Source organism: Stenotrophomonas sp. B2, assembly GCF_014947095.1.
GTDB lineage: Bacteria > Pseudomonadota > Gammaproteobacteria > Xanthomonadales > Xanthomonadaceae > Stenotrophomonas > Stenotrophomonas maltophilia_P.
Window position 1 is genome coordinate 42,733 of the sequence record NZ_JADCQA010000017.1, and the last position, 18,792, is coordinate 61,524.

Consider the following 18,792-nt stretch of genomic DNA (forward strand, 5'->3'; position numbering starts at 1 on the left):
TCATCATCCCAGCACGGCCGCCAGGTCATCGGCCAGCTGTCGCTGCTGCGGTGTTCCCAGCGCCGCACAGGTGATGCGCAGGCCATGACCGGGGGCGGAAACCGCGAACACTTCGCCGGCACGCACATGCCAGCCGCGGGCGGCCAGCGCCAGTACCTGCGGGCGGCTGTCATCCGGCAGAGGCAACCACAGGTTCAACCCCTCCATCGGCACGGCCTGCTGCACGCCCCGCGCCTGCAGCAGCATCTGCAGCGACTGCAACCGCTGCTGGTAACGCACGCCGGCCGAAGCGATCTTCGCCCGCTGCGTGGCTGATTCCAGCACCGAGACCGCCGCGTCCTGCAGCAGGTGGCTGACCCAGCCGGTTCCCGCTGCCAGCCGCAGGCGCAGCCGTACCGCGGTTTCCTCATCGCAGGCCAGCCACGCCAGGCGCAGATCCGGGCCCAACGGCTTGGACAGCGAGCGCAGCAGTGCCCAGCGCCGGCCATCGACGGGCAGCACTGAGTGGTAGGCCTGCTGCGAGAGCAACGCGTAATGATCGTCGATCAGCACCGCCACCTGCGGGTAGCCGGCCAGCAGCTGGCGCAGTGCCCGCGCCCGCTTCGCATCCAGGCTGGCGCCGGTAGGATTGTGTGCGCGCGGCGTCAGCAGTACCGCGCGTGCGCCAGCCTCCAGCGCCCGCCGCAGCGACGCCACCTGCATCCCATGCGTGTCCACCGCCACGGGCAGCGGCGTGTGGCCAGCGGCATTGAGCACGTTGAGGCTGCCAAGGAAGCAGGGATCCTCTACAGCGATGCGGTCGCCGGGCAGCAGCCAGGCAGCCAGCAGGCGTTCGATGCCATCGACGGCACCGTGGCTCAGCTCCAGGGCGTAGCCCTGCGGACAATCGGCATCCAGCGACGCACGTGCCAGCCGCTGCATGCGCGGGTCGACCGTACCCACGCCATACAGCCGAGGTGGCGCCGGTGCCAGGCGCAGGCTCGGCAACAGCCGTGGGTCCGGATTGCCACCTGCCAGATCGTGCAGCGCCAGCCCCGGCGGACTGCCTTCGCGCGCGACGGGGGCCGACACGCCACGCACCGTGGTACCGCGCCGCCCCCCCGTACTGGCCAGGCCCGCCGCGTCCAGCCGCTTGTACGCGGCCGCCACCGTGTTGCGGTTGACGCCCAGCCGCTCGGCCAGTTCGCGTACCGGCGGCAGCACGCTGCCCGCGGTCAGCCGCCCGTCGCCGATGCCCTCGCGGATGCTGTCGAAGATCGATTCGGCACTGTGCCCGGTGATTTTCATTTTGTCCTATGCCAAAATAAATCTTGTCCTGTGCCAGTGTATCCCACCCTGGCCACCCTGCATTGGAGGTGCACGCATGCCCCTTGCCGCCGCCGACTGGCCTGTCGCCCAGTCCGTCGAACAGATCGCCACCAACCTGCTCACGGTGCGCCAGCGCATCGCGCGGGCCTGTGCCCGCGCGGGCCGCGACCCGCAGAGCGTGCGCCTGCTGCCGGTCAGCAAGACCGTGGATGAGGCGCGCATCCGCATGGCCGTGGCTGCCGGCTGCCATGAGCTGGGTGAGAACAAGGTGCAGGAGGCACAGCGCAAGGCCGAGTCGATGGCCGACCTTGGCGTGCACTGGTCTGTGATCGGCCACCTGCAGACCAACAAGGCCCGCCATGTGGCGCGCTTCGCCAGTGAATTCCAGGCGCTGGACAGCCTGCGCGTGGCCGAAGCGCTGCAGCAGCGCCTGCTGCTGGAGGACCGCACTCTGGACGTGTTCGTGCAGGTCAACACCTCCGCCGAACCCAGCAAGTACGGCCTGGAGCCCGGCGCCGTCGAGGCTTTCGTGCAGCAGCTGCCCATGTTCGACCGCCTGCGCGTACGCGGATTGATGACCCTGGCCATCTTCACTCCGGAGGTGGAACGCGTACGCGCCTGCTTCGTCCGCCTGCGCACGCTGCGCGACCAGCTGCAGCGCAGCGCGCCGACCGGCATCGACCTGTCGCAGCTGTCGATGGGCATGTCCGGCGACTTCGAGGTCGCCATCGAGGAGGGCGCCACCGTGGTCCGCGTCGGCCAGGCCATCTTCGGAGCACGCGCGACACCGGACAGCGCCTACTGGCCCACCCGTGGAGGGGCCGCATGAAGCACGCGGTCGTCCTGCAACACATCGCCTTCGAAGACCTCGGCACGCTGCAGCCGCTGCTGTTGGCCCAGGGCTGGCAGCTGCACGTGCTGCAGGCCGGCATCGATGCGCTTGACGCGGCCGAAGCGGCTGATCTGCTGGTCGTACTGGGAGGCCCGGTCAGCGTCAACGATGGCCTGCTCTACCCCTTCCTGGCTGACAGCATCGCGCTGCTGCAACGGCGCCTGCACCTGCAGCGGCCGACCCTCGGCATCTGCCTGGGTGCGCAGCTGATGGCACGTGCGCTGGGGGCGGAGGTGGCGCCCAGCGGAGGCAAGGAAATCGGATTCGCGCCACTGCTGCTGACCGACGAGGGCCAGCGTTCTCCCCTGCTGGCATTGCAGGGCATTCCTGTGCTGCATTGGCATGGCGAAGCCTTCGAACTCCCGGACGGTGCGCACCGTCTTGCCAGCACACCCGCCTGCCGCCACCAGGCCTTTTCCATCGGGAAGCATGCACTGGCCCTGCAGTGCCACCCGGAACTGGACGCGCGGCAGTTCGAACGCTGGCTGATCGGCCACGCGCTCGAGCTGGCCCAGGCGGGCATCGACCCGAACGATCTTCGCGCGCAGGCACGCCGCTATGGCGCCCCGCTGGCCGCAGCCGCCACTGCGATGTTCAACCACTGGCTGCAGGAACTACCGGAGAACGCACGATGAACTACCGCCTGCTGGTCCACCGTCACGGCGCCTACTGGGGTCATTTCGACTGCCAAGGGGCCGATGCGCTGCAACGCCTGGAGACCATCGCCGCGCACCTGCCCAACGCAGCGGGATTCCAGCTGCAACGCCAGAAGGGCATTGGCGAAGAACGCATCCTGTCCAGCAGCGCCGAAGGCCTGCGTGTGCTCGCTGCACAGATCCAGTACCGCGACCTCTGACGCAGAGCGCGCTGCCGGCCCGCTCGCCTTCGATGCGCCGGCACCATGGATGCAAATGATTCTCTTTTACTGTAAGGTGCAGGCGCTGCCCTTGCCGCCGCGGGCTGTTCCCTTTCCCAGTTGTAGCCCGCCCCGTGTCCACGCCTGTCGAACCGACGGATGTCGCGCATCTGTGCGCCGCCCATTACCGGCCGCTGCACGCCCACGTCCGCCGCAAACTCCCGCAACGCAGCGATGCCGATGACGTCGTCCAGGAGACCTGGCTGCGTGTCGTCAAGGTCGCCGCCAGTGGCCTGCTCAGCAATGGCCGCGCCTACCTGTACCGCGTCGCCCACAACCTGATCGCCGACCATTACCGGCAACGCCAGCGCCGCCGGGAAGACCCGCTGGACGAAGCATCTCTGACCACCCTCGCCGATCCGGCGCCCCTGCCGGAACAACGCCTGCTCGATCTCGAACAACTGCGTCACCTGGACGCGATCATCGCCGCCCTGCCGCCGCGCTCGCGGCAGGTGTTCCTGCTGGCCCGGGTCGAACAGATGGCCTTGGCCGAAATCGGTCGCCAGCTCGGCATCAGCCGGCAGACCGTGCATGGACACCTGCTGCGCGCGCTGGTCGCGCTGCAACAGGTGCCCGGCCCATGAGTCAGGACACGATCGCACGCGAAGCCGCACGCTGGTGGCTCGACGGCCATGACGGTACGCGCGACGAGCGCGCGTTCGCCCACTGGTATCAGGCAGACCCGCGCCATGCAGCACAGTACCTGCACCTGCAGCAGCTGTGGCAGGCCGGTGCCGGCCTGCCCAGCCTGCAACGCCAGCAGCAGCGTCACCGCCGGCGTGCCCTGCGCGAGGCGGGCATCGGCGCCCTGCTGCTGTGCGTGCTGGGCCTGTCGCTCCGCCAGGACGCACCGCCGACAGAACTGGTGCTGCGCACCACCGTCGGCGAGATCCGCGAGACACCCTTGCAGGACGGTTCGCGCGTCGTACTGTCTCCGGGCAGCGAGGTGCGCGTCCGCATCGACGGACAGCGCCGGCAGCTGCAGCTCAAGAAGGGGCAGGCCTGGTTCCAGGTTGTCGCCGATGCCGACCGGCCGTTCCAGGTGCGCACGCCGCATGGCAGGGTCACCGCGCTGGGCACCGCATTCGATGTCGCCGTGCAGAACGGCAGCAGCGTGGTGACCGTCACCGAACACCAGGTGCGGGTGGACAGCGGCAGCGGCAGCGGAGAGGCAAGCCAGGGCGAACAACTGCGCTTCGATGGCCAGACACCGGGCACCCCGTCGGCCGCACCGGCAGGCGTGCTCGCCTGGCGCGAGCGGCGCCTGCACTGGGTATCGGCACCATTGGAGGATGTCGCCCGGGGGCTGGACCGCTGGGACGGTGGGCACACCTGGATCATGGGCGCGCGCCTGCGCCAGCAGCGGGTCACCGTGCTGGGCAATGCCACCGGCGCCACCGGCACCCGCGACCAGCTCGCCCGGCAATTGCAGGTCCGCGTGCTGCGCATCGGTCCCGGACTGCAGCTGTGGCTGTCATCAACGCACGGCAGCGGCCATGCACCCTGACATCGTCCCTGCCCGTGCGTCTTCCCAGGCTGACGACGCTCTGCGTCACTCCCTGGAGACCTCGATGCTGTCCCACCGCCCCCTTGTCCTGGCCTTGTCGCTGGCCTGCGCCAGCCCGGTTCCATTCCTGTCCGGCCATGCCCAGGCACAGACCGCAACCCGCCACTACGACCTGCCTGCACAGCCGCTGGCCGGCGCACTGGATGCCTACAGCCGGCTCACCGGCATCGATCTTGTAATCGGTGGCGCGCTGCCCCAGCGCCAGATGGCGCCCGCCCTGCGCGGCAACTTCGACGACAGGCAGGCGCTGTCACAATTGTTGGCCGGCACCGGCCTGCGGCCCCGCTTCATCGATGCACGGCGTGCCACCCTCGAGCCGGCGCCTGCCGAGTCCAGCGATGGCAGCCGCCGCACCGGTCCGTTGCGCGTGCAGGGCACTCCTGCACAGGGCCATGCGCCCGGCACCGGCGCCAGCCAGTACGTCCCCGCCACCCGCGATGGCTTCGCGCCAGCCGTTGGCAGTGAACGCGTGGCGATGGCCGAACGCCAGGAGGGCAACAGCCTGCTGCGCTCGATGCCCGGCACGCACAGCTTCCACTCGCGCAGCCAGCCCGGCCTCCAGGTCAACATCCGTGGCATGACCGGCGCCGGCCGCGTCAACACGATGATCGACGGTGTCACCCAGACCTTCCGCAACAACGCCGGGCACGGCTCCGGGGGCCCGTTCGCCTATGTCGATCCATTCCTGCTGGCCGGGGTGGATGTGCAGCGCGGTGCCGTCGCTGGCGGCGATGGCGCTGGCACCCTGGCCGGTACCGCCAACTTCCGCACGCTGGATATCGATGACCTGCTGGGTGAGAGCCGCGACTGGGGCCTGCGCGCCGGCTACCGGCACGGCGACAACGGCTATGGCAGTGGCCGCACCTTCGCCGGCGCCTGGCGCCACAGCGAGGAAGGCGGTGACCGTCAGTTCGGCCTGCTTGCGGCGGCCAGCAGCAGCCGCAGCAGCGAGTACGCGACCGCCAACGGGCAGAAGAACAGCGCCGACCCGGGCAGCCAGCACCCCAGAAGCTGGCTGCTCAAGGCCCGCCTGCAACCCAGTGAGCTGCACCGGCTGGACCTGAGCCACATGCGCTACGAGAACGACTTCTATCACAACTACCCGTGGCAGATTTCGGCACGCAACCAGCGCGCCAGCTATCACTACACGCCCTACACGCCCTGGATCGATCTGCGCGCCAGCTTCGCCGCCAACAAGACGCGGCTGTTCTATCCGCCGGTGGAAGTATCCAGCTACATCGGCCGGCGTACCCACAGCAGCCTGAGCAGCTGGAACATCGACAACACCAGCCGCTTCGAGATCGGCTCGCTGCAGGCACGCTGGAACACAGGCCTCAAGCACCAGTCGGACATTTTCGTTGCTGATACGCCCACCCTGCGCGGCGCCAACCCGCAGGGGCGCAGCCAGCTGGACAGCGTGTTCAGTACGCTCGAACTGCAGTACGGCATCTACGCACTGACCACCGGGCTGCGCCAGGATCGCTACGGCATCCGCGGGCACATCCCGGCCTGTTCGGATGTGCCGGGCCAGTGCACCCGGATCAACGGCGGGGGCATCGACATCCGCCGCCGCCAACATGCACTCAGTCCCAGCCTCTCGGTTTCGTTGCAGGCAACCGACTGGCTGCAGCTGTACGCCGAGGCCTCGCGAACATCGCGGCCGCCACGCGTGCAGGAGATGTTCTTCGAGAAGATTCCGCTGGAAGGCATGAGCGATGCCGATGGCGTAGGCGCCAATCCATTCCTGCGTCGCGAACGCTCGCGCAACCTGCAGTTCGGCGCCAATCTCAGCACCGACTCGCTGCTGCGCGACGGCGACCTGGCCCAGTTGCGGGTAACCCGCTTCGACAACCGCATCCGCGACTACATCAAGCCGCAGTACCTGCTGATCGTGCATCCACCGGAAATCGAGCCCGTCGTGGTACCGATCGACAGCGACCCGCAGCTTTCGGCCTGGACCGATGCGCTGGATGTGGACGACTTCAGCGTCACCACCCGCTGGATGAACGACCCGGGCGTGGTGCGCATGCGTGGCATCGAGCTGGAGGCCCACTACGCCAGCGAGCACTATCACGCGACGCTGAGCTGGACACGATCACACACCAGCGCGCCCGCCATCGAGTTCGTCAACCTGGAAGACATCACCGCGCTTCCCGACCGCTACTGGACGCTGGACGTCGGCGGTCGCTGGTGGCAGCAGCGCGTGCAGGCCGGCGTGCGCGCCGAATACTCCGGCCCCACCGAGGAAGGCTACGACTTCTTCCAGACCCGCAAGACCCGCGGCACGGGTGTGCTGCTGGACTTCTACGCCAGCTTCAAGCCACAGGCCAGCACCACCGTATGGCTGAACATCGAAAACCTGCAAAACAAAGCCTATGACAACAATGCCTCGATCGACAGCATCTTCAGCCCGATCCTGGACCGCGGCAACGGCCGCGGCCGCACCGTCTCGATGGGCGTCAACGTGGCGTTCTAGCCGACGCTGGTTGCCGCTGTGCCTGCTTGCCGTGCTGGCGACCGGGCAGGCCCAGTCGATGCCCGGCACGGTGATCGACCTGGCCAGCGGCCGGCCGTTGCAGGAAGCGGCGTTCGTGCAGCGCGTCGCCGCCGCCCGGCACCTGCTGCTGGGGGAACGCCATGACGTCGCCGCCGACCATGCCGCCGAACGCTGGCTGTTGCAGGCCCTGCACCAGCAGCGACCACAGGGTGCGCTGGTCCTGGAGATGATCGGCAGTGAACGCCAGCCCCGCCTGCAGCGCGTGCAGCGCTGGCTGGACAAGGGCAACCGTGCCGACGGGCAACACCTGCAGGAACTGCTGGGCTGGGACCCCCGTTGGCCGTGGTCGGCCTATGGCGGACTGGTGCAGGATGCCGCCGCTGCAGGCATCGCCCTGCACGGTGGCAACCTCTCGCGTGCGGAGGTCGACGCGCTGCTCGCTTCGTCGGCACCGGCGCGCTTCCCGGTGCCTGGCGCACGCCACCGCCTGTCGAACGTAGTGCTGGCCCAGCACGCCGACGCCGCACCGCTGCTGGAAGGCATGCTGGCCGTTCAGCAGGCCCGCGATTCGCGTATGGCGCAGGTACTGGCGGCCGCACAGACACCCGCGCTGCTGGTTGCCGGCCGCTGGCATGTGCTGCGCGGCACCGGCGTACCGGGCTATCTGCCCGCATCCGCGCCTGCGCTGGTGGTCGCTCTGGCATCGGCGGAAGAAGCCATCGACGCCAGCGACGCCGACCTGCTGTGGGTGATCGCAGATGAGTGAACGCAGGCAACACTGGCAGGCAATGGCGATCACCGTCGGGGTCCACCTGCTGCCGCTGCTGCTGCTCGTGCACTGGGTGGCAGCCCCGCCTACGCTGCCGCCGCCAGAGCAGGATGTGCGCATCAGCCTGCGCCTGCTTGCGCCGGCTGCACCGCCACAGCCTGTGGAGGAACGCCAGGCCGAACAGCCCAGCCAGGCGCAACAGGCGCGCGCCGCGCAGCCACGGAAATCGCCGCCGCCACCCGCGCCGACCCACGCGCGTGAAGGCGAACTGGCCGCCAGCGAGATCGCCGGCGCCGGCCGGCAACCCACGCAGGTCGCCCCACCTGCGGCCGCGGCCGATGCCCGTCCCGCACCGGCATCGATCACGGCCGCGCCGCCTGCTCCGGACGCCCCACCCGCGGACGTCCAGGCCGGCGCTGCCAGCGACCAGTGGGAAGCGCGGCTGATGGCACGACTGGAGCGATACCGCTACTACCCCTCCAGCGCTAGATCGCGGCGCCAGCAGGGCACCAGCTGGGTCCGCGCCAGCATCGACCGCGACGGACGCCTTCTGGCGCTGCGCCTGGAGCAGTCCAGCGGCCAGTCCCTGCTCGATGACGCGGCGCTGCAGACCTTCCGCCGCGCACAGCCGCTGCCACGCATTCCCGACGAAATGAAGGCACCGCAGGAACTGGTGGTGCCCGTGGAGTACTACCTGCGCTAGACGGTCCGCGCCTCCGCTACGATCTCGGCCAACCACTGCCAGATGCGGCAACCGGATCAACGCGACGGTGCACCGGGCCCCCTCCTTGGCAGTCCTCCGCACCGCGACGCGTGCGGAGGACCACGGAGTGGCTCAGGCCTTCAGCACTTCCACCTTGTACGAAACGGTCTCGCCGTCGTGCTCGATGATCAGTCCGTGCACGTCCGACTCGAAGCCCGGGAAGCGCGCATTCTGCTCGCGTGCGATGCGCAGCGACTCGATGATGGGCTCATCGCTGGCACCGAAGCGCTCGCCCGGCATGATGGTGGGAATGCCGGGCGGGTACGGCACCAGCATGGTCGCCGCGATGCGGCCACTGAGCTGTTCGATGTCCACCCGTTCGATTTCCCCCTTCACCAGATGGTTGTAGGCATCGGCCGGGGTCATCACCGGCGTCGGCAGGTCCACGTACATCTCGCGCATTACCCGGGCCACTGCGAACTCCTGGTTGAAGGCGTGCAGCGCATCGCAGAGGTCGCGCAGTCCCCAGCCGGCGTAGGCAACGGGATAGTCCGCCGCCAGCGTCGGCAGCGCCTGGCTCAGGGGGGCGTTGCGGTCATACAGCTCCTTGAACGCCATCAGCTCGGTGACCAGCGTGCTCCACTTGCCCTTGGTGATCCCCATCGAGAACAGGAACAGCACCGAGTAGAGGTTGGTCTTCTCCACAGTGATGCCACGACCCCACAGGAACTTGCTCAGCACCGCCGCTGGAATGCCCAGCCGGCCCATTCCGCCATCCATCGACAGGCCGGGGGTCAGCAGGGTCACCTTGATGGGATCGATCAGTACATAGTCGTCCACCAGGTTCTCGAAACCATGCCAGTGCCCATCCGGCTGCAGGTACCACTCCTCCCGCTTGGCCACCATCGGCGCCGGCGTGTCGCCCTTGTCAAGGCTGCGCTCGACCTTGGTCGGCTGCCACACGCTGAACCACCAATCATCACGGCCGAGATCGTCGCGCACATGCAGCATGGCGCGTCGGAATGCGATCGCTTCGTCGTGCATCTCCTGCACCAGCGAGCGACCGGCCTCGCCTTCCATCATCTTCGAGGCAACGTCACAGGCGGCGATCACACCGTAGTGCGGGCTGGTGGAGGTGTGCATCATGAACGATTCGTTGAAACGCTCGGCATCCAGATTGCGCTGTGCCGAGTTGCGCACATGGATCATCGAGGCCTGCGAGAACGCGGCAAGCAGCTTATGGGTGGAGTGCGTGGTGAAGATGATCGCATCCTGCTCGCGCGGCTTGCCCTTGGCCATGCCGTAGTGGTTCTCGTAGAAGGGATGGAATGCGGCGTAGGCATACCAGGCCTCATCGAAGTGCAGAAAGTCCACCGCACTGCCGATCTCGTCGGCGATCTTCTCGGCGTTGTAGCACAGGCCATCGTAGGTGGAGTTGGTGACCACGGCGATACGCGGCTTGGAGCCCGCCGTGTATGCCTTGCTCGCCAGCGGGTTCGCGGCGATACGCTGCTGCAGCGATTCCGGAGTGAACTGTTCCAGGCTGATCGGGCCGATGATGCCGTGCGCGTTGCGGCTGGGCGTGAAGTACACGGGTACCGCGCCCGTCATGATCAGCGCATGCAGGAGCGACTTGTGGCAGTTTCGGTCGACGAACACCACATCGCCCCGCGCCACCGTGCCGTGCCATACGATCTTGTTGGCCGTGGAGGTGCCATTGGTCACGAAGAACGTATGGTCGGCGCCGAAGTTGCGGGCCGCTTCGTTCTCGGCGTCCTTGATCGGCCCGGTGTGGTCCAGCAGCGATCCCAGCTCCGGCACCGAGATCGACAGATCACTGCGCAGCGTGTTCTCGCCATAGAACTGGTGGAATGCACGGCCAACCGGCGATTTGGTGAAGGCCACGCCACCGGCGTGGCCAGGCGTATGCCAGGAGTAGTTCGACTCGGCGGCATGATGGATCAGTGCCTTGAAGAACGGCGGCAGCAGGTGCTGCATGTAGTCTTCAGCGGCCCGCATCACCTGCCGGGAGATGAAGTTCTTGGTGTCCTCGAACAGGAAGATGAAGCCGTGGATGTACTTGAGCAGCTTGCTCGGTACCTTCTCGATGGTGCGGCGTTCGCCGTACAGGAAGACCGGCAGGTTCGCGCGGCGCGCGCTCTGCTCGCGCAGGAACGCGGTCAGGCGCTGGAACTCGCCATCGACTTCCTCGCTTCCATCGATCGATATCAGCACGGCTGACGCCGCAACATAGGTGCGTGCTCCTGCACGGGCATCATCCAGGTTCAACCCGCACAGCACGCGCTGGTCGTTGCTGCGCAGCTCTTCCACCAGAGCGCGGATCAGGATGCCGCCGATGCGTGGTGAGTCGTAATCACCGTCGATGACTATGATCGGATAGTCCAATGACTTGAAATACACGTTGTTTCTCCTTGTCCGAATCAGGAATGCTGCGCGCCGGCAGAAATCGCCGCCGCCTCGCGGGCACGCTGCCGCTGCTGGCGGCGCTCCTCGCTGAAGAAGGGATAGAACACGGTGATGAACAGGACGAACAGGAAGGCGTACTGCACGATCGTTCCCGACGAGCCATAGATCGCCCACAGGCAGTACACGACGGTGAGGCTGGTCAAGGTCCAGAACGCGCCGGTATGCACCAGGGTGTGCGAGCGTTCGACCACGAAGTAGCAGGCCACGCAGGAATAGATGTAGGGCAGCAGGGTCAGCACCACCGCGGCCGAGGTGATCACATCGAACTGCGCGGATGCCGTTTCCGAGGTGGAAGTGACCAGCACGGCCAGCGTCATCAGCACCGCCACGATCAGCACGCCCTTGACCGGCACGTCATCCTTGTTGGTTTTGCTGAAGATGCTCGGGAACAGGCCATCATCCGATGCGGCCTTCGCGCTCTGTGCGGTCAGCAGGATCCAGCCACCGAGCGAGCCGGCCGCACCGATGAACGCGCACAGGCTGACCAGCGCACCGCCCCACCCTCCCACGGCCTTGGCCGCCGCCAAGGCGAACGGCGCGTCCGAAGTCTGCAGTTCACCGTTGGGGACCATGCCCATGATCACCGACGAACTGGCGATGTAGGCGATGGCCGCAAGGAACACGCCGGCCAGCGTAGCGCGCGCGACATTCTTCTCAGGGTTCTCGACCACGCCGGCGGTCACCGACGCTGACTCCACGCCGATGAACGCCCACAGCGTCAGTGCGGCTGCACTGGAGATCGCACCGAAGTTGGATTCACCGGAGACGTTGTAGGCCCCTTTGAAGATGTCGGCATCGAAGAAGAACCAGCCGAAGATGGCGATGCCCAGGATCGGCACCAGCGCGAAGCTGGTGGTGACGGTCTGCACGCGGCTGACGAAGGCCGGACCGATCACGTTGGCGAAACTCAGCGCCCACACCAGCACCAGGACCGCGATGCAGCGCACCAGCGGCTCGGACAGGATCGGGAAGAAGTAGCTGAAGTAACCCACCGCCGCGATCGGGATGGCGACATTGCCGATCCAGTTGGCGAACCAGTAGATGGTATTGGTCTGGAAGCCCATGTAGGGGCCGAACCAGTCGCGCGCATAGGCATAGGGGCCGCCGGCCTTCGGGGCCAGCTTGCCCAGTTTGGCGAACACGAACGCCAACAGCAGCGCACCCGCCGTGGTGATCAGCCAGCCCCAGATCGAGGCGGTACCGATCTTGGCCAGGCTGGAGGGCAAGAGGAATACGCCTGAGCCCATCATGTTGCCCGCGACGAGGAAGGTGGCTCCCACCACACCGATCTTCTTTGCTTCTGCCATGACAATCTCCTGTACCGGCATCAGCCCGGTTGCGCCGGGCATGGGGGTTGGCTGCGCTGGCGTGCTGCCGCTGGCGCCTATTTGATGAAGTTGTACTGCAGGCTGCCCTGCACTCTTACTGTGTCGCCGCGTGCACCGTCCTGCTGCTGCAGGCGGCCGTAAAGCAGCTCCATGCCCATCGTCCACGAGGGCGCGGGGCTCCAGATCAGGTTGAAGACGCCGTAACGGCTTTGCCGGAACGCGTCACTGGCAAGAGCGGCATTCCGCTCCAGCGTGAGCTGTCCGAAAATCAGATTCGAGCGCCACAGATCGGACCAGTAATGGGTGTAACCGACGAAGCCGCCGTGCAGATCCAGTGCCTCCAAGCGACCGTCCGCATCCACCACGGCATCCAGGCCGGAGCCGGTCAGATCAGCGGTGTAGCGGCTCAGGCCGCGGCCGCCCAGCACGCCGAACAGCAGCAGGTCGCGCGCGCCCACGGAAGCAGAACCGCTGAGCTGCAGGCCGCCGGCGATGCGCCGGTCGCGCTGGTCCTGGCCGTCATAGGCCAGACTGCGGGCCACCGCACCCATCTGCAGGTGGCCCCAATCGCGCTCCATGCGCGCGGTTACCGTGACATCCGGCAGCCGGTTCACCGCCGCCAGCGTCTCGCTGGCCCCGGCCAGTTCCGTCTCCGGGTCTTCGGCGGCGATCGTCAGCGTGCTTCCCTTGCCCAGCGCGAAACTGTGGTGGATGCCGGCCACCAGCAGGTAGCCAGCACCTCCCGGGCCTGCGAAATCCAGCGTATCGGGCAGGCTGTCGGCATCCATGAAGGTGGAGTAGCCATAACCGGCATAGGTATTGCCAAGCTGCCCATAGGCGTGGCGCAGGCGGAACTGGTATCCATCGCTGCTGCCGAAGAAATCATTCTCCAGATAGAAGCGCAGGTTGCCGTGCGTGGTCGGCCGGCGCGCCTCGAAGCTGAACCGCGTCTGCTTGGCGTGGATGTTGAAGTTGGAAACGTCGCGATGGCTGTCCCCTACCGGCATCGATGAAGGGATGAACTGGTCCTCGTCCCCCGCCCGGCGCGAGTCGGCGATGGCATCGAGCTTGGCATAGCCGCCGATGCGGATGACCGTGTCGGTTCCGGGGATGGCAAAGAAGCCTTTCAGATCTGCGTCGGTGGGGCTGGCAGCGTTGTCTGGACGCGAGGCGGCCGTCGACGGATCCGCCACTGATTCGCGCGCCGGCAGCACCGGTTGCGCCACGCCGGGCACGCGGGTGGGCTGCAATGTGGCGGCCGTCGTCGCCGGAGCTGGGGACACGGGCGTAGCCGTAGCAGCAGGCGCGACGCCCGCATCATGCCGCTCGAGCTGGTCCAGGCGTTGCTGCATGCCTTCCAGGGCCTGTCGCATCGCCGCAATCTCACGGCGCAACGCCTGCGCGTCGTCGTCGGCTACTGCCTGCGCCTGCAGCGGCGCAGCGGCCAGCGCGCCCAGGCAGGCAAGACTCAGTACTGCCATGCGCATTGCATCCCCCGTGCACGAACACTCGCCACGCGATGCCGGACCGCACGCGTGCGCCGTCCTGGCTTCGCTCCGCCGTTGCTGGAAATACGGATACTGCGATTAAGACAGACGGTCGTCGGCAGGTTCGCACCGCCGATGAGGCAGCGACCGGAGCAGTCTGGGTAGCAAGCGCAGAGTGAGAGTGTCGTGAATTGCGATGCAGGCATGCTCTGTGTAGAGCCCTGCGTGTGCAGCAGTGCAGAAGCGATATCGCTGTATTTCATGCGTCACAGGCTAGTGCGCACGTCGTTTTTGGCCTTGATTGGAATCAAGGCACGATGCTTGATCTCAGTCACGATTCAGACGTGACGGCGAGCAAGCACTGCGCAGCCGTTCACACCGTTATGGCCGTACGAACGCAGCAGGCCCGCACGTCTCCGCGCGGGCCTGTCGATGACAGCCTGCATGCAGGATCACTTTTCAGCGTGGACCCAGCACCGTCTGCAGATCAGCACCCTGTGGAAGACCGGAGCGACGCTGCACCTGGCCCTGTGCATCCTGGAACAGGATGCCCGGCGTACCCTGGAAGCCCATCTCGATCATCAGGACCTGGTTGGCATCCAGCTTCCCCGCGATCTCGCGGCTGATGTTCGGCAGCGGCTTGATGCCACCGCGGTCGAACTGGCGCTCGTTCTCCAGCAGCGCCGCGCTGGGGTCGCGTGCGGCCAGAATCGCGGCCGCCTTGGCCGGGCTGTCCTCGCGTATCACACCGACCATCACATGACGCAGCTGCACCTTGCCGGCATCCACCCATGGGCGTGCCGCCTCCCAGAACTTGTGGCAGTACGGGCAGTTGGCATCACTGAATGTGTAGACCACGCGCGGTGCGTCGGCCTTGCCATCCCGCACCCATGCACTGGCGTCCAGCTTGCTCCACATCTTGGCCGACATCGGCGCGGCCACCAGCTTTTCCACTGCATCAGCGGCGACATCGTTACCCTCGGCATCGAACAGACTGCCTACCACCACGTGCTTGCCGTCCGCGGTCACGTAAGCGGCGGCAGGCTGCTGGCCACCGACCACGCCGGCAAAGCCGCGCAGCCCACCCGGTGCGTCGAACTCGGCGACGACCTCGAAACCATGCTTCTCGATGCCCTTCAGGACCGCCGGGCGATCCCCCTTGGCAGCGGAGGCCGGCGCACCGGCTGCCGGCGCAGCTCCTGCCTTGCCCGGTGGCGTCTGCGCCTGGCTGCAGGCGGCCAAGGCCAGCAGGGCCGGCAGCAACAGCACCGCAGGAACGGTGCGCAGGGAAATCAACGACATGGGAACTCCATAGTGGGATGCCAGCGCAGGCTACCGCAGCCGGCGCAGTTTGTGTTCAAGCCCTGCCATGGTCAGTTCACCCAGATGCAGCTCCTGCAGGCGTCCGTCAGCATCGAAGAACAGGGTAGAAGGATACGCCTGCACCCCGAGCGCCGCAGATGCGGCAGCATCGTCATCCAGCAGCACGTTGCGCAGCTGCAGGCGTTCGCCGGCAATGAAACCCTGGACCTCGTCCAGACTTTCTCCCTGATTGAGGAACACGAACCGCACATCGTCATGTGCGTCCTGCGCGGCTGCCAGCACGGGCATTTCACGTCGGCACGGACCACACCACGTTGCCCATAGATTCACGACCACGGGTTTCCCGCGGAACTGCTGCAGATCGATGACACGGCCCTGCAGGTCCATCACCTCCAGCCTGGGCAGCGGCATATGCCGCGCCTGCCACCCGGACACGCCGTGAGTGGCTGCGCCCCACAGCAGCGTACCTGCCAGCGCTGCTGCCAGTACCGGCCGGCGCAGCGCGGGATGTCCACGCAGCCGCCACAATCCCCACGCCAACGCAGCCATCAGCACGACGACCAGGTGGTATCCGCCATCGGTGATCTGCAGAACGCTCCATGGCGAGTCGCGATACAGCGCCGCATTGACGGCGACGAAGCTGATGCGGCCACACAGCAGCCCCACCAGCAGCATATCCAGCACCATGCCGGCCGCCGAAGGCTGCGGTCCCTGCGCACGGCGACCGGGCCAGAGCCGGGCGATCGTCATCGCAATCAGTACACAGATCAGAATCAGAACGACCGGCATCGGCACCGGCCCAACGCTGGACATCATTCCACCCACTCAACGATCGACTGACCGCATGGTCGAAGCGTCGCGCCTGCGATGCAAGCGCGACGACCGACCGTCAATCGTCAAGCCGCGCTGCGCCCCATCTGAATGCCCGGCGTCGGCGCCGGCGCCAATCCGCGCAGGCTCCCTGCCACGGAGGGCAGCAGCGGGCGTTCGCGGCGCTTGTTGCTGACGTGACGTCGATAGTTCGCCGGCGTCATGCCGACGATGCGCAGGAACAGACGCCGGAACGCACTCTGATCGGCATAGCCGACCCCCCAGGCCACCTCATCGATACCCGCCCCCTGCTGCAGCAATGTCTGCGCCTTGGCCACCCGCAGTCGCTGGCAGTATTCGATCGGACGCAGCCCGGTCGCTCTGAGGAAGCGGCGCTGCAGAGTGCGCGGCTCCAGCCCGGCCACTTCGCAGATCGAAGCAAGCGTGGCGCCGCGCGCCGCCGTGGTGTGCAGCCAGCGCTGGGCCTTCAGCACGTCGCGGTCCCCATGGGCGAAGTTGGCGCTGAAGCGCTCCAGATCCTGCTGGATCGGTTCCGGAACGGTGATCGCGAGCTGCGTGGCCACCGCGCTGGCCACGCCCTGACCGAACAGCCGGTGCAGCAGTCGCAGGCCGAGAAAGCGCCATGCCTGCACACCTGCGACGGTCAGCAGATCACCATCGTCCACCAGTGCGCGTTCGCTGGGTACCCAGCTGACAGCCTGCGCCACCAGTCCGGGATGGCGGCTGAGATCCGGACCCGACACGGTCCGGCCCGCCAGCAGGCCGGCCCGGGCCAATACGCTCACCCCATCCGCCGCGGCCGCCAGCAGACTGCCGCCGTCGTAGTGCGCACGGAGCCAGTCGAGCAGGATTTCATCGGTACGAAGAGAGGCCGTCGAACTGACCTGGCCCGGAACCGCGATCACCGCGGGAATGGCCGCGTCCAGCATGTCCGCGCCCGCGATGCGATGTACCCCGCTGCGGCTGGCCGGCACGATCCAGCGGGTCACCAGCACCCGCTTGAACGGGCGCCGCTGCTGCTGCGCCACGCGGTTGGCCACATGTGCCATTTCAGCCAGTACCGATGCTGCCGACGGGTCGCCACCGGGGTACTCGACCACCCCCACTTCAACGAACCCCTCGCTCCTGATTCCCTCCACAGTGCACCTCCTCGGTTCTGGCCAGCGAATGACCGGTTCAGGTGCAGGGTAGAAAGTGCTCCATCGGCGAGGCTATGAAGAAAGTTGCAAAGTGCACTGGATGCGTATCTCACACATCGCATTGACCCTGGACCAGACTCAAGGGTTCAGAATGGCGACCGGAAACCCGAGGAATTCCGCCATGAACATTGGTCAGCTGGCGCGCCGGGCCGGCGTCCCGATCGATACGGTCCGCTACTACGAGCGCCAGCAGCTGTTGCCCACCGCGGCACGTTCGGCGGGTGGCTACCGCATCTTCGGCGAGCAGGACCTGCGTCGCCTGCGTTTCATCCGCCGTGCGAAGGCGCTGGGTTTCAGCCTGGAGGAGATCGCTGAACTGCTCGCACTGAGCGACCAGCACCAGCACGACATGGGCAGCGTGCGTGACACCGCACGGACGCGCCTGCGCGACATCGAGCAGCGCATGAACGAACTGCAGCGCATGCATGCGGCACTGTCGCAACTGGTCGAGGCCTGCCCTGGCCACGGTGCGCTGGTGCACTGCCCGATCCTGGCGGCGCTGACCGAAGACGGCGAGTGACCAGGCACCCGGCGGAACGATGGCGCACCCGGCCGCTGACGTGAAGAAAAGTGCAACAAATGCTTGCCAACCCCAGGGGGCATCGCTATTATTTCGCTCCTCAGCGACGTGGGGCCATAGCTCAGCTGGGAGAGCGCCTGCATGGCATGCAGGAGGTCAGCGGTTCGATCCCGCTTGGCTCCACCAATCTTTCGGCATTAGGCCGTCGAAAGGTCGCTAAAGAACATTGATGAGAATTGCGTCCCCATCGTCTAGAGGCCTAGGACATCACCCTTTCACGGTGGCGACCGGGGTTCGAATCCCCGTGGGGACGCCACTCATCACGAACAACGAGGACCCGGCCGATAACCGGGTCTTTTTTGTTCACCGCCAACCGGCATTCAGGTTGTGGCGTCACGGTGGTCTCCCGGATCGTATGCGGGGCGCCGGAACGAAAAAAGCTCAAAAGGCTTCCACAAACGTGAACACGCAGGTATGATAGGCGGCTCGGTAACACGGGGCCATAGCTCAGCTGGGAGAGCGCCTGCATGGCATGCAGGAGGTCAGCGGTTCGATCCCGCTTGGCTCCACCACTTTCGACATTAGGCCGTCGAAAGTTCTACAACTTGAAGTTTTTCGTGCGTCCCCATCGTCTAGAGGCCTAGGACATCACCCTTTCACGGTGGCGACCGGGGTTCGAATCCCCGTGGGGACGCCAGTTTCAGAAGGACCCTGCTCCCGGCAGGCATCCTGGTTTCATGGGGCCATAGCTCAGCTGGGAGAGCGCCTGCATGGCATGCAGGAGGTCAGCGGTTCGATCCCGCTTGGCTCCACCACTTTCGACATCAGGCCGTCGAAGGTTCTACAACTTGAAGTTTTCGTGCGTCCCCATCGTCTAGAGGCCTAGGACATCACCCTTTCACGGTGGCGACCGGGGTTCGAATCCCCGTGGGGACGCCAATTTCTGAAAACCCCGGCTTCGGCCG

The 18,792-nt window shown here is 66.6% G+C and carries 16 protein-coding genes and 6 tRNA genes; 15 read left to right on the forward strand and 7 right to left on the reverse strand.

Annotated elements, in window-relative coordinates; genetic code table 11:
- Positions 1 to 3 precede the first annotated feature (3 nt).
- Positions 4 to 1,287, reverse strand: coding sequence for a transcriptional regulator PtsJ (gene ptsJ / locus IMX13_RS17340; protein WP_193396820.1), 1,284 nt, complete (start codon positions 1,285 to 1,287; stop codon positions 4 to 6).
- 76 nt (positions 1,288 to 1,363) lie between these two features.
- Here ptsJ and IMX13_RS17345 point away from each other — a divergent pair, with 76 nt between their 5' ends.
- From IMX13_RS17345 to IMX13_RS17380, 8 genes are all read left to right on the forward strand, one after another.
- Positions 1,364 to 2,137 carry a YggS family pyridoxal phosphate-dependent enzyme gene (locus IMX13_RS17345; RefSeq protein WP_193396821.1) on the forward strand — a complete coding sequence of 258 codons (774 nt, stop codon included), beginning with the start codon at positions 1,364 to 1,366 and terminating at the stop codon, positions 2,135 to 2,137.
- The gene (locus IMX13_RS17350) at positions 2,134 to 2,835 is read left to right on the forward strand and encodes a glutamine amidotransferase (RefSeq protein ID WP_065182743.1); all 702 of its coding nucleotides are present in this window, start codon (positions 2,134 to 2,136) and stop codon (positions 2,833 to 2,835) included. Before IMX13_RS17345 ends, IMX13_RS17350 begins: the two co-directional genes overlap by 4 nt.
- A complete protein-coding gene (locus IMX13_RS17355; protein WP_065182742.1) occupies positions 2,832 to 3,056 on the forward strand; it encodes a hypothetical protein in 225 nt (74 codons plus the stop codon). The genes IMX13_RS17350 and IMX13_RS17355 overlap by 4 nt, the downstream gene beginning before the upstream one ends.
- A gap of 134 nt (positions 3,057 to 3,190) precedes the next feature.
- On the forward strand, positions 3,191 to 3,700 hold the full coding sequence (locus IMX13_RS17360; RefSeq protein WP_053517659.1) for an RNA polymerase sigma factor: 510 nt from the start codon (positions 3,191 to 3,193) through the stop codon (positions 3,698 to 3,700).
- Positions 3,697 to 4,623 carry a FecR domain-containing protein gene (locus IMX13_RS17365; RefSeq protein ID WP_193396822.1) on the forward strand — a complete coding sequence of 309 codons (927 nt, stop codon included), beginning with the start codon at positions 3,697 to 3,699 and terminating at the stop codon, positions 4,621 to 4,623. The genes IMX13_RS17360 and IMX13_RS17365 overlap by 4 nt, the downstream gene beginning before the upstream one ends.
- A gap of 64 nt (positions 4,624 to 4,687) precedes the next feature.
- A complete protein-coding gene (locus IMX13_RS17370) occupies positions 4,688 to 7,159 on the forward strand; it encodes a TonB-dependent receptor (RefSeq protein WP_193396823.1) in 2,472 nt (823 codons plus the stop codon).
- 10 nt (positions 7,160 to 7,169) lie between these two features.
- The gene (locus IMX13_RS17375; RefSeq protein ID WP_065182739.1) at positions 7,170 to 7,946 is read left to right on the forward strand and encodes a ChaN family lipoprotein; all 777 of its coding nucleotides are present in this window, start codon (positions 7,170 to 7,172) and stop codon (positions 7,944 to 7,946) included.
- Positions 7,939 to 8,652 carry an energy transducer TonB gene (locus IMX13_RS17380; protein WP_193396824.1) on the forward strand — a complete coding sequence of 238 codons (714 nt, stop codon included), beginning with the start codon at positions 7,939 to 7,941 and terminating at the stop codon, positions 8,650 to 8,652. Before IMX13_RS17375 ends, IMX13_RS17380 begins: the two co-directional genes overlap by 8 nt.
- A 132-nt stretch (positions 8,653 to 8,784) precedes the next feature.
- Here IMX13_RS17380 and IMX13_RS17385 read toward each other — a convergent pair whose 3' ends face one another.
- From IMX13_RS17385 to IMX13_RS17410, 6 genes are all read right to left on the reverse strand, one after another.
- Entirely contained in the window at positions 8,785 to 11,073 is a 2,289-nt protein-coding gene (locus IMX13_RS17385) for an Orn/Lys/Arg decarboxylase N-terminal domain-containing protein (protein WP_193396825.1), read from the reverse strand.
- Between the two features lie 20 nt (positions 11,074 to 11,093).
- On the reverse strand, positions 11,094 to 12,446 hold the full coding sequence (gene adiC / locus IMX13_RS17390; RefSeq protein WP_053517667.1) for an arginine/agmatine antiporter: 1,353 nt from the start codon (positions 12,444 to 12,446) through the stop codon (positions 11,094 to 11,096).
- A 77-nt stretch (positions 12,447 to 12,523) separates the two neighbouring features.
- Entirely contained in the window at positions 12,524 to 13,954 is a 1,431-nt protein-coding gene (locus tag IMX13_RS17395; RefSeq protein WP_193396826.1) for a DcaP family trimeric outer membrane transporter, read from the reverse strand.
- Positions 13,955 to 14,413: 459 nt separating this feature from the next.
- On the reverse strand, positions 14,414 to 15,256 hold the full coding sequence (dsbG, locus tag IMX13_RS17400; protein WP_053517670.1) for a thiol:disulfide interchange protein DsbG: 843 nt from the start codon (positions 15,254 to 15,256) through the stop codon (positions 14,414 to 14,416).
- A 30-nt stretch (positions 15,257 to 15,286) separates the two neighbouring features.
- A complete protein-coding gene (locus IMX13_RS17405; protein ID WP_128990824.1) occupies positions 15,287 to 16,090 on the reverse strand; it encodes a TlpA disulfide reductase family protein in 804 nt (267 codons plus the stop codon).
- A gap of 83 nt (positions 16,091 to 16,173) precedes the next feature.
- A complete protein-coding gene (locus IMX13_RS17410; protein WP_065182735.1) occupies positions 16,174 to 17,247 on the reverse strand; it encodes a helix-turn-helix domain-containing protein in 1,074 nt (357 codons plus the stop codon).
- Positions 17,248 to 17,428: 181 nt separating this feature from the next.
- On the opposite strand from IMX13_RS17410, the gene IMX13_RS17415 reads away from it, so the two are divergent.
- The 7 genes from IMX13_RS17415 to IMX13_RS17445 all read left to right on the forward strand — a co-directional run bounded on the left by IMX13_RS17415 (position 17,429) and on the right by IMX13_RS17445 (position 18,766).
- The gene (locus IMX13_RS17415; RefSeq protein WP_065175310.1) at positions 17,429 to 17,827 is read left to right on the forward strand and encodes a heavy metal-responsive transcriptional regulator; all 399 of its coding nucleotides are present in this window, start codon (positions 17,429 to 17,431) and stop codon (positions 17,825 to 17,827) included.
- 110 nt (positions 17,828 to 17,937) lie between these two features.
- Positions 17,938 to 18,013, forward strand: a tRNA-Ala gene (locus IMX13_RS17420).
- 54 nt (positions 18,014 to 18,067) lie between these two features.
- A tRNA-Glu gene (locus IMX13_RS17425) sits at positions 18,068 to 18,143 on the forward strand.
- Positions 18,144 to 18,323: 180 nt separating this feature from the next.
- Positions 18,324 to 18,399 (forward strand) — tRNA-Ala (locus IMX13_RS17430).
- A 49-nt stretch (positions 18,400 to 18,448) separates the two neighbouring features.
- Positions 18,449 to 18,524 (forward strand) — tRNA-Glu (locus IMX13_RS17435).
- 42 nt (positions 18,525 to 18,566) lie between these two features.
- Positions 18,567 to 18,642, forward strand: a tRNA-Ala gene (locus IMX13_RS17440).
- Positions 18,643 to 18,690: 48 nt separating this feature from the next.
- Positions 18,691 to 18,766 (forward strand) — tRNA-Glu (locus IMX13_RS17445).
- Positions 18,767 to 18,792 lie beyond the last annotated feature (26 nt).

What these genes read in the sequence shown, in the direction of transcription:
- ptsJ (WP_193396820.1), bottom strand. Translation starts at nt 1,287, where the DNA reads ATGAAAATCACCGGGCACAGTGCCGAATCGATCTTCGACAGCATCCGC.
- IMX13_RS17345 (WP_193396821.1), top strand. Translation starts at nt 1,364, where the DNA reads ATGCCCCTTGCCGCCGCCGACTGGCCTGTCGCCCAGTCCGTCGAACAG.
- IMX13_RS17350 (WP_065182743.1), top strand. Translation starts at nt 2,134, where the DNA reads ATGAAGCACGCGGTCGTCCTGCAACACATCGCCTTCGAAGACCTCGGC.
- IMX13_RS17355 (WP_065182742.1), top strand. Translation starts at nt 2,832, where the DNA reads ATGAACTACCGCCTGCTGGTCCACCGTCACGGCGCCTACTGGGGTCAT.
- IMX13_RS17365 (WP_193396822.1), top strand. Translation starts at nt 3,697, where the DNA reads ATGAGTCAGGACACGATCGCACGCGAAGCCGCACGCTGGTGGCTCGAC.
- IMX13_RS17370 (WP_193396823.1), top strand. Translation starts at nt 4,688, where the DNA reads ATGCTGTCCCACCGCCCCCTTGTCCTGGCCTTGTCGCTGGCCTGCGCC.
- IMX13_RS17380 (WP_193396824.1), top strand. Translation starts at nt 7,939, where the DNA reads ATGAGTGAACGCAGGCAACACTGGCAGGCAATGGCGATCACCGTCGGG.
- adiC (WP_053517667.1), bottom strand. Translation starts at nt 12,446, where the DNA reads ATGGCAGAAGCAAAGAAGATCGGTGTGGTGGGAGCCACCTTCCTCGTC.
- IMX13_RS17395 (WP_193396826.1), bottom strand. Translation starts at nt 13,954, where the DNA reads ATGCGCATGGCAGTACTGAGTCTTGCCTGCCTGGGCGCGCTGGCCGCT.
- dsbG (WP_053517670.1), bottom strand. Translation starts at nt 15,256, where the DNA reads ATGTCGTTGATTTCCCTGCGCACCGTTCCTGCGGTGCTGTTGCTGCCG.
- IMX13_RS17405 (WP_128990824.1), bottom strand. Translation starts at nt 16,090, where the DNA reads ATGTCCAGCGTTGGGCCGGTGCCGATGCCGGTCGTTCTGATTCTGATC.
- IMX13_RS17415 (WP_065175310.1), top strand. Translation starts at nt 17,429, where the DNA reads ATGAACATTGGTCAGCTGGCGCGCCGGGCCGGCGTCCCGATCGATACG.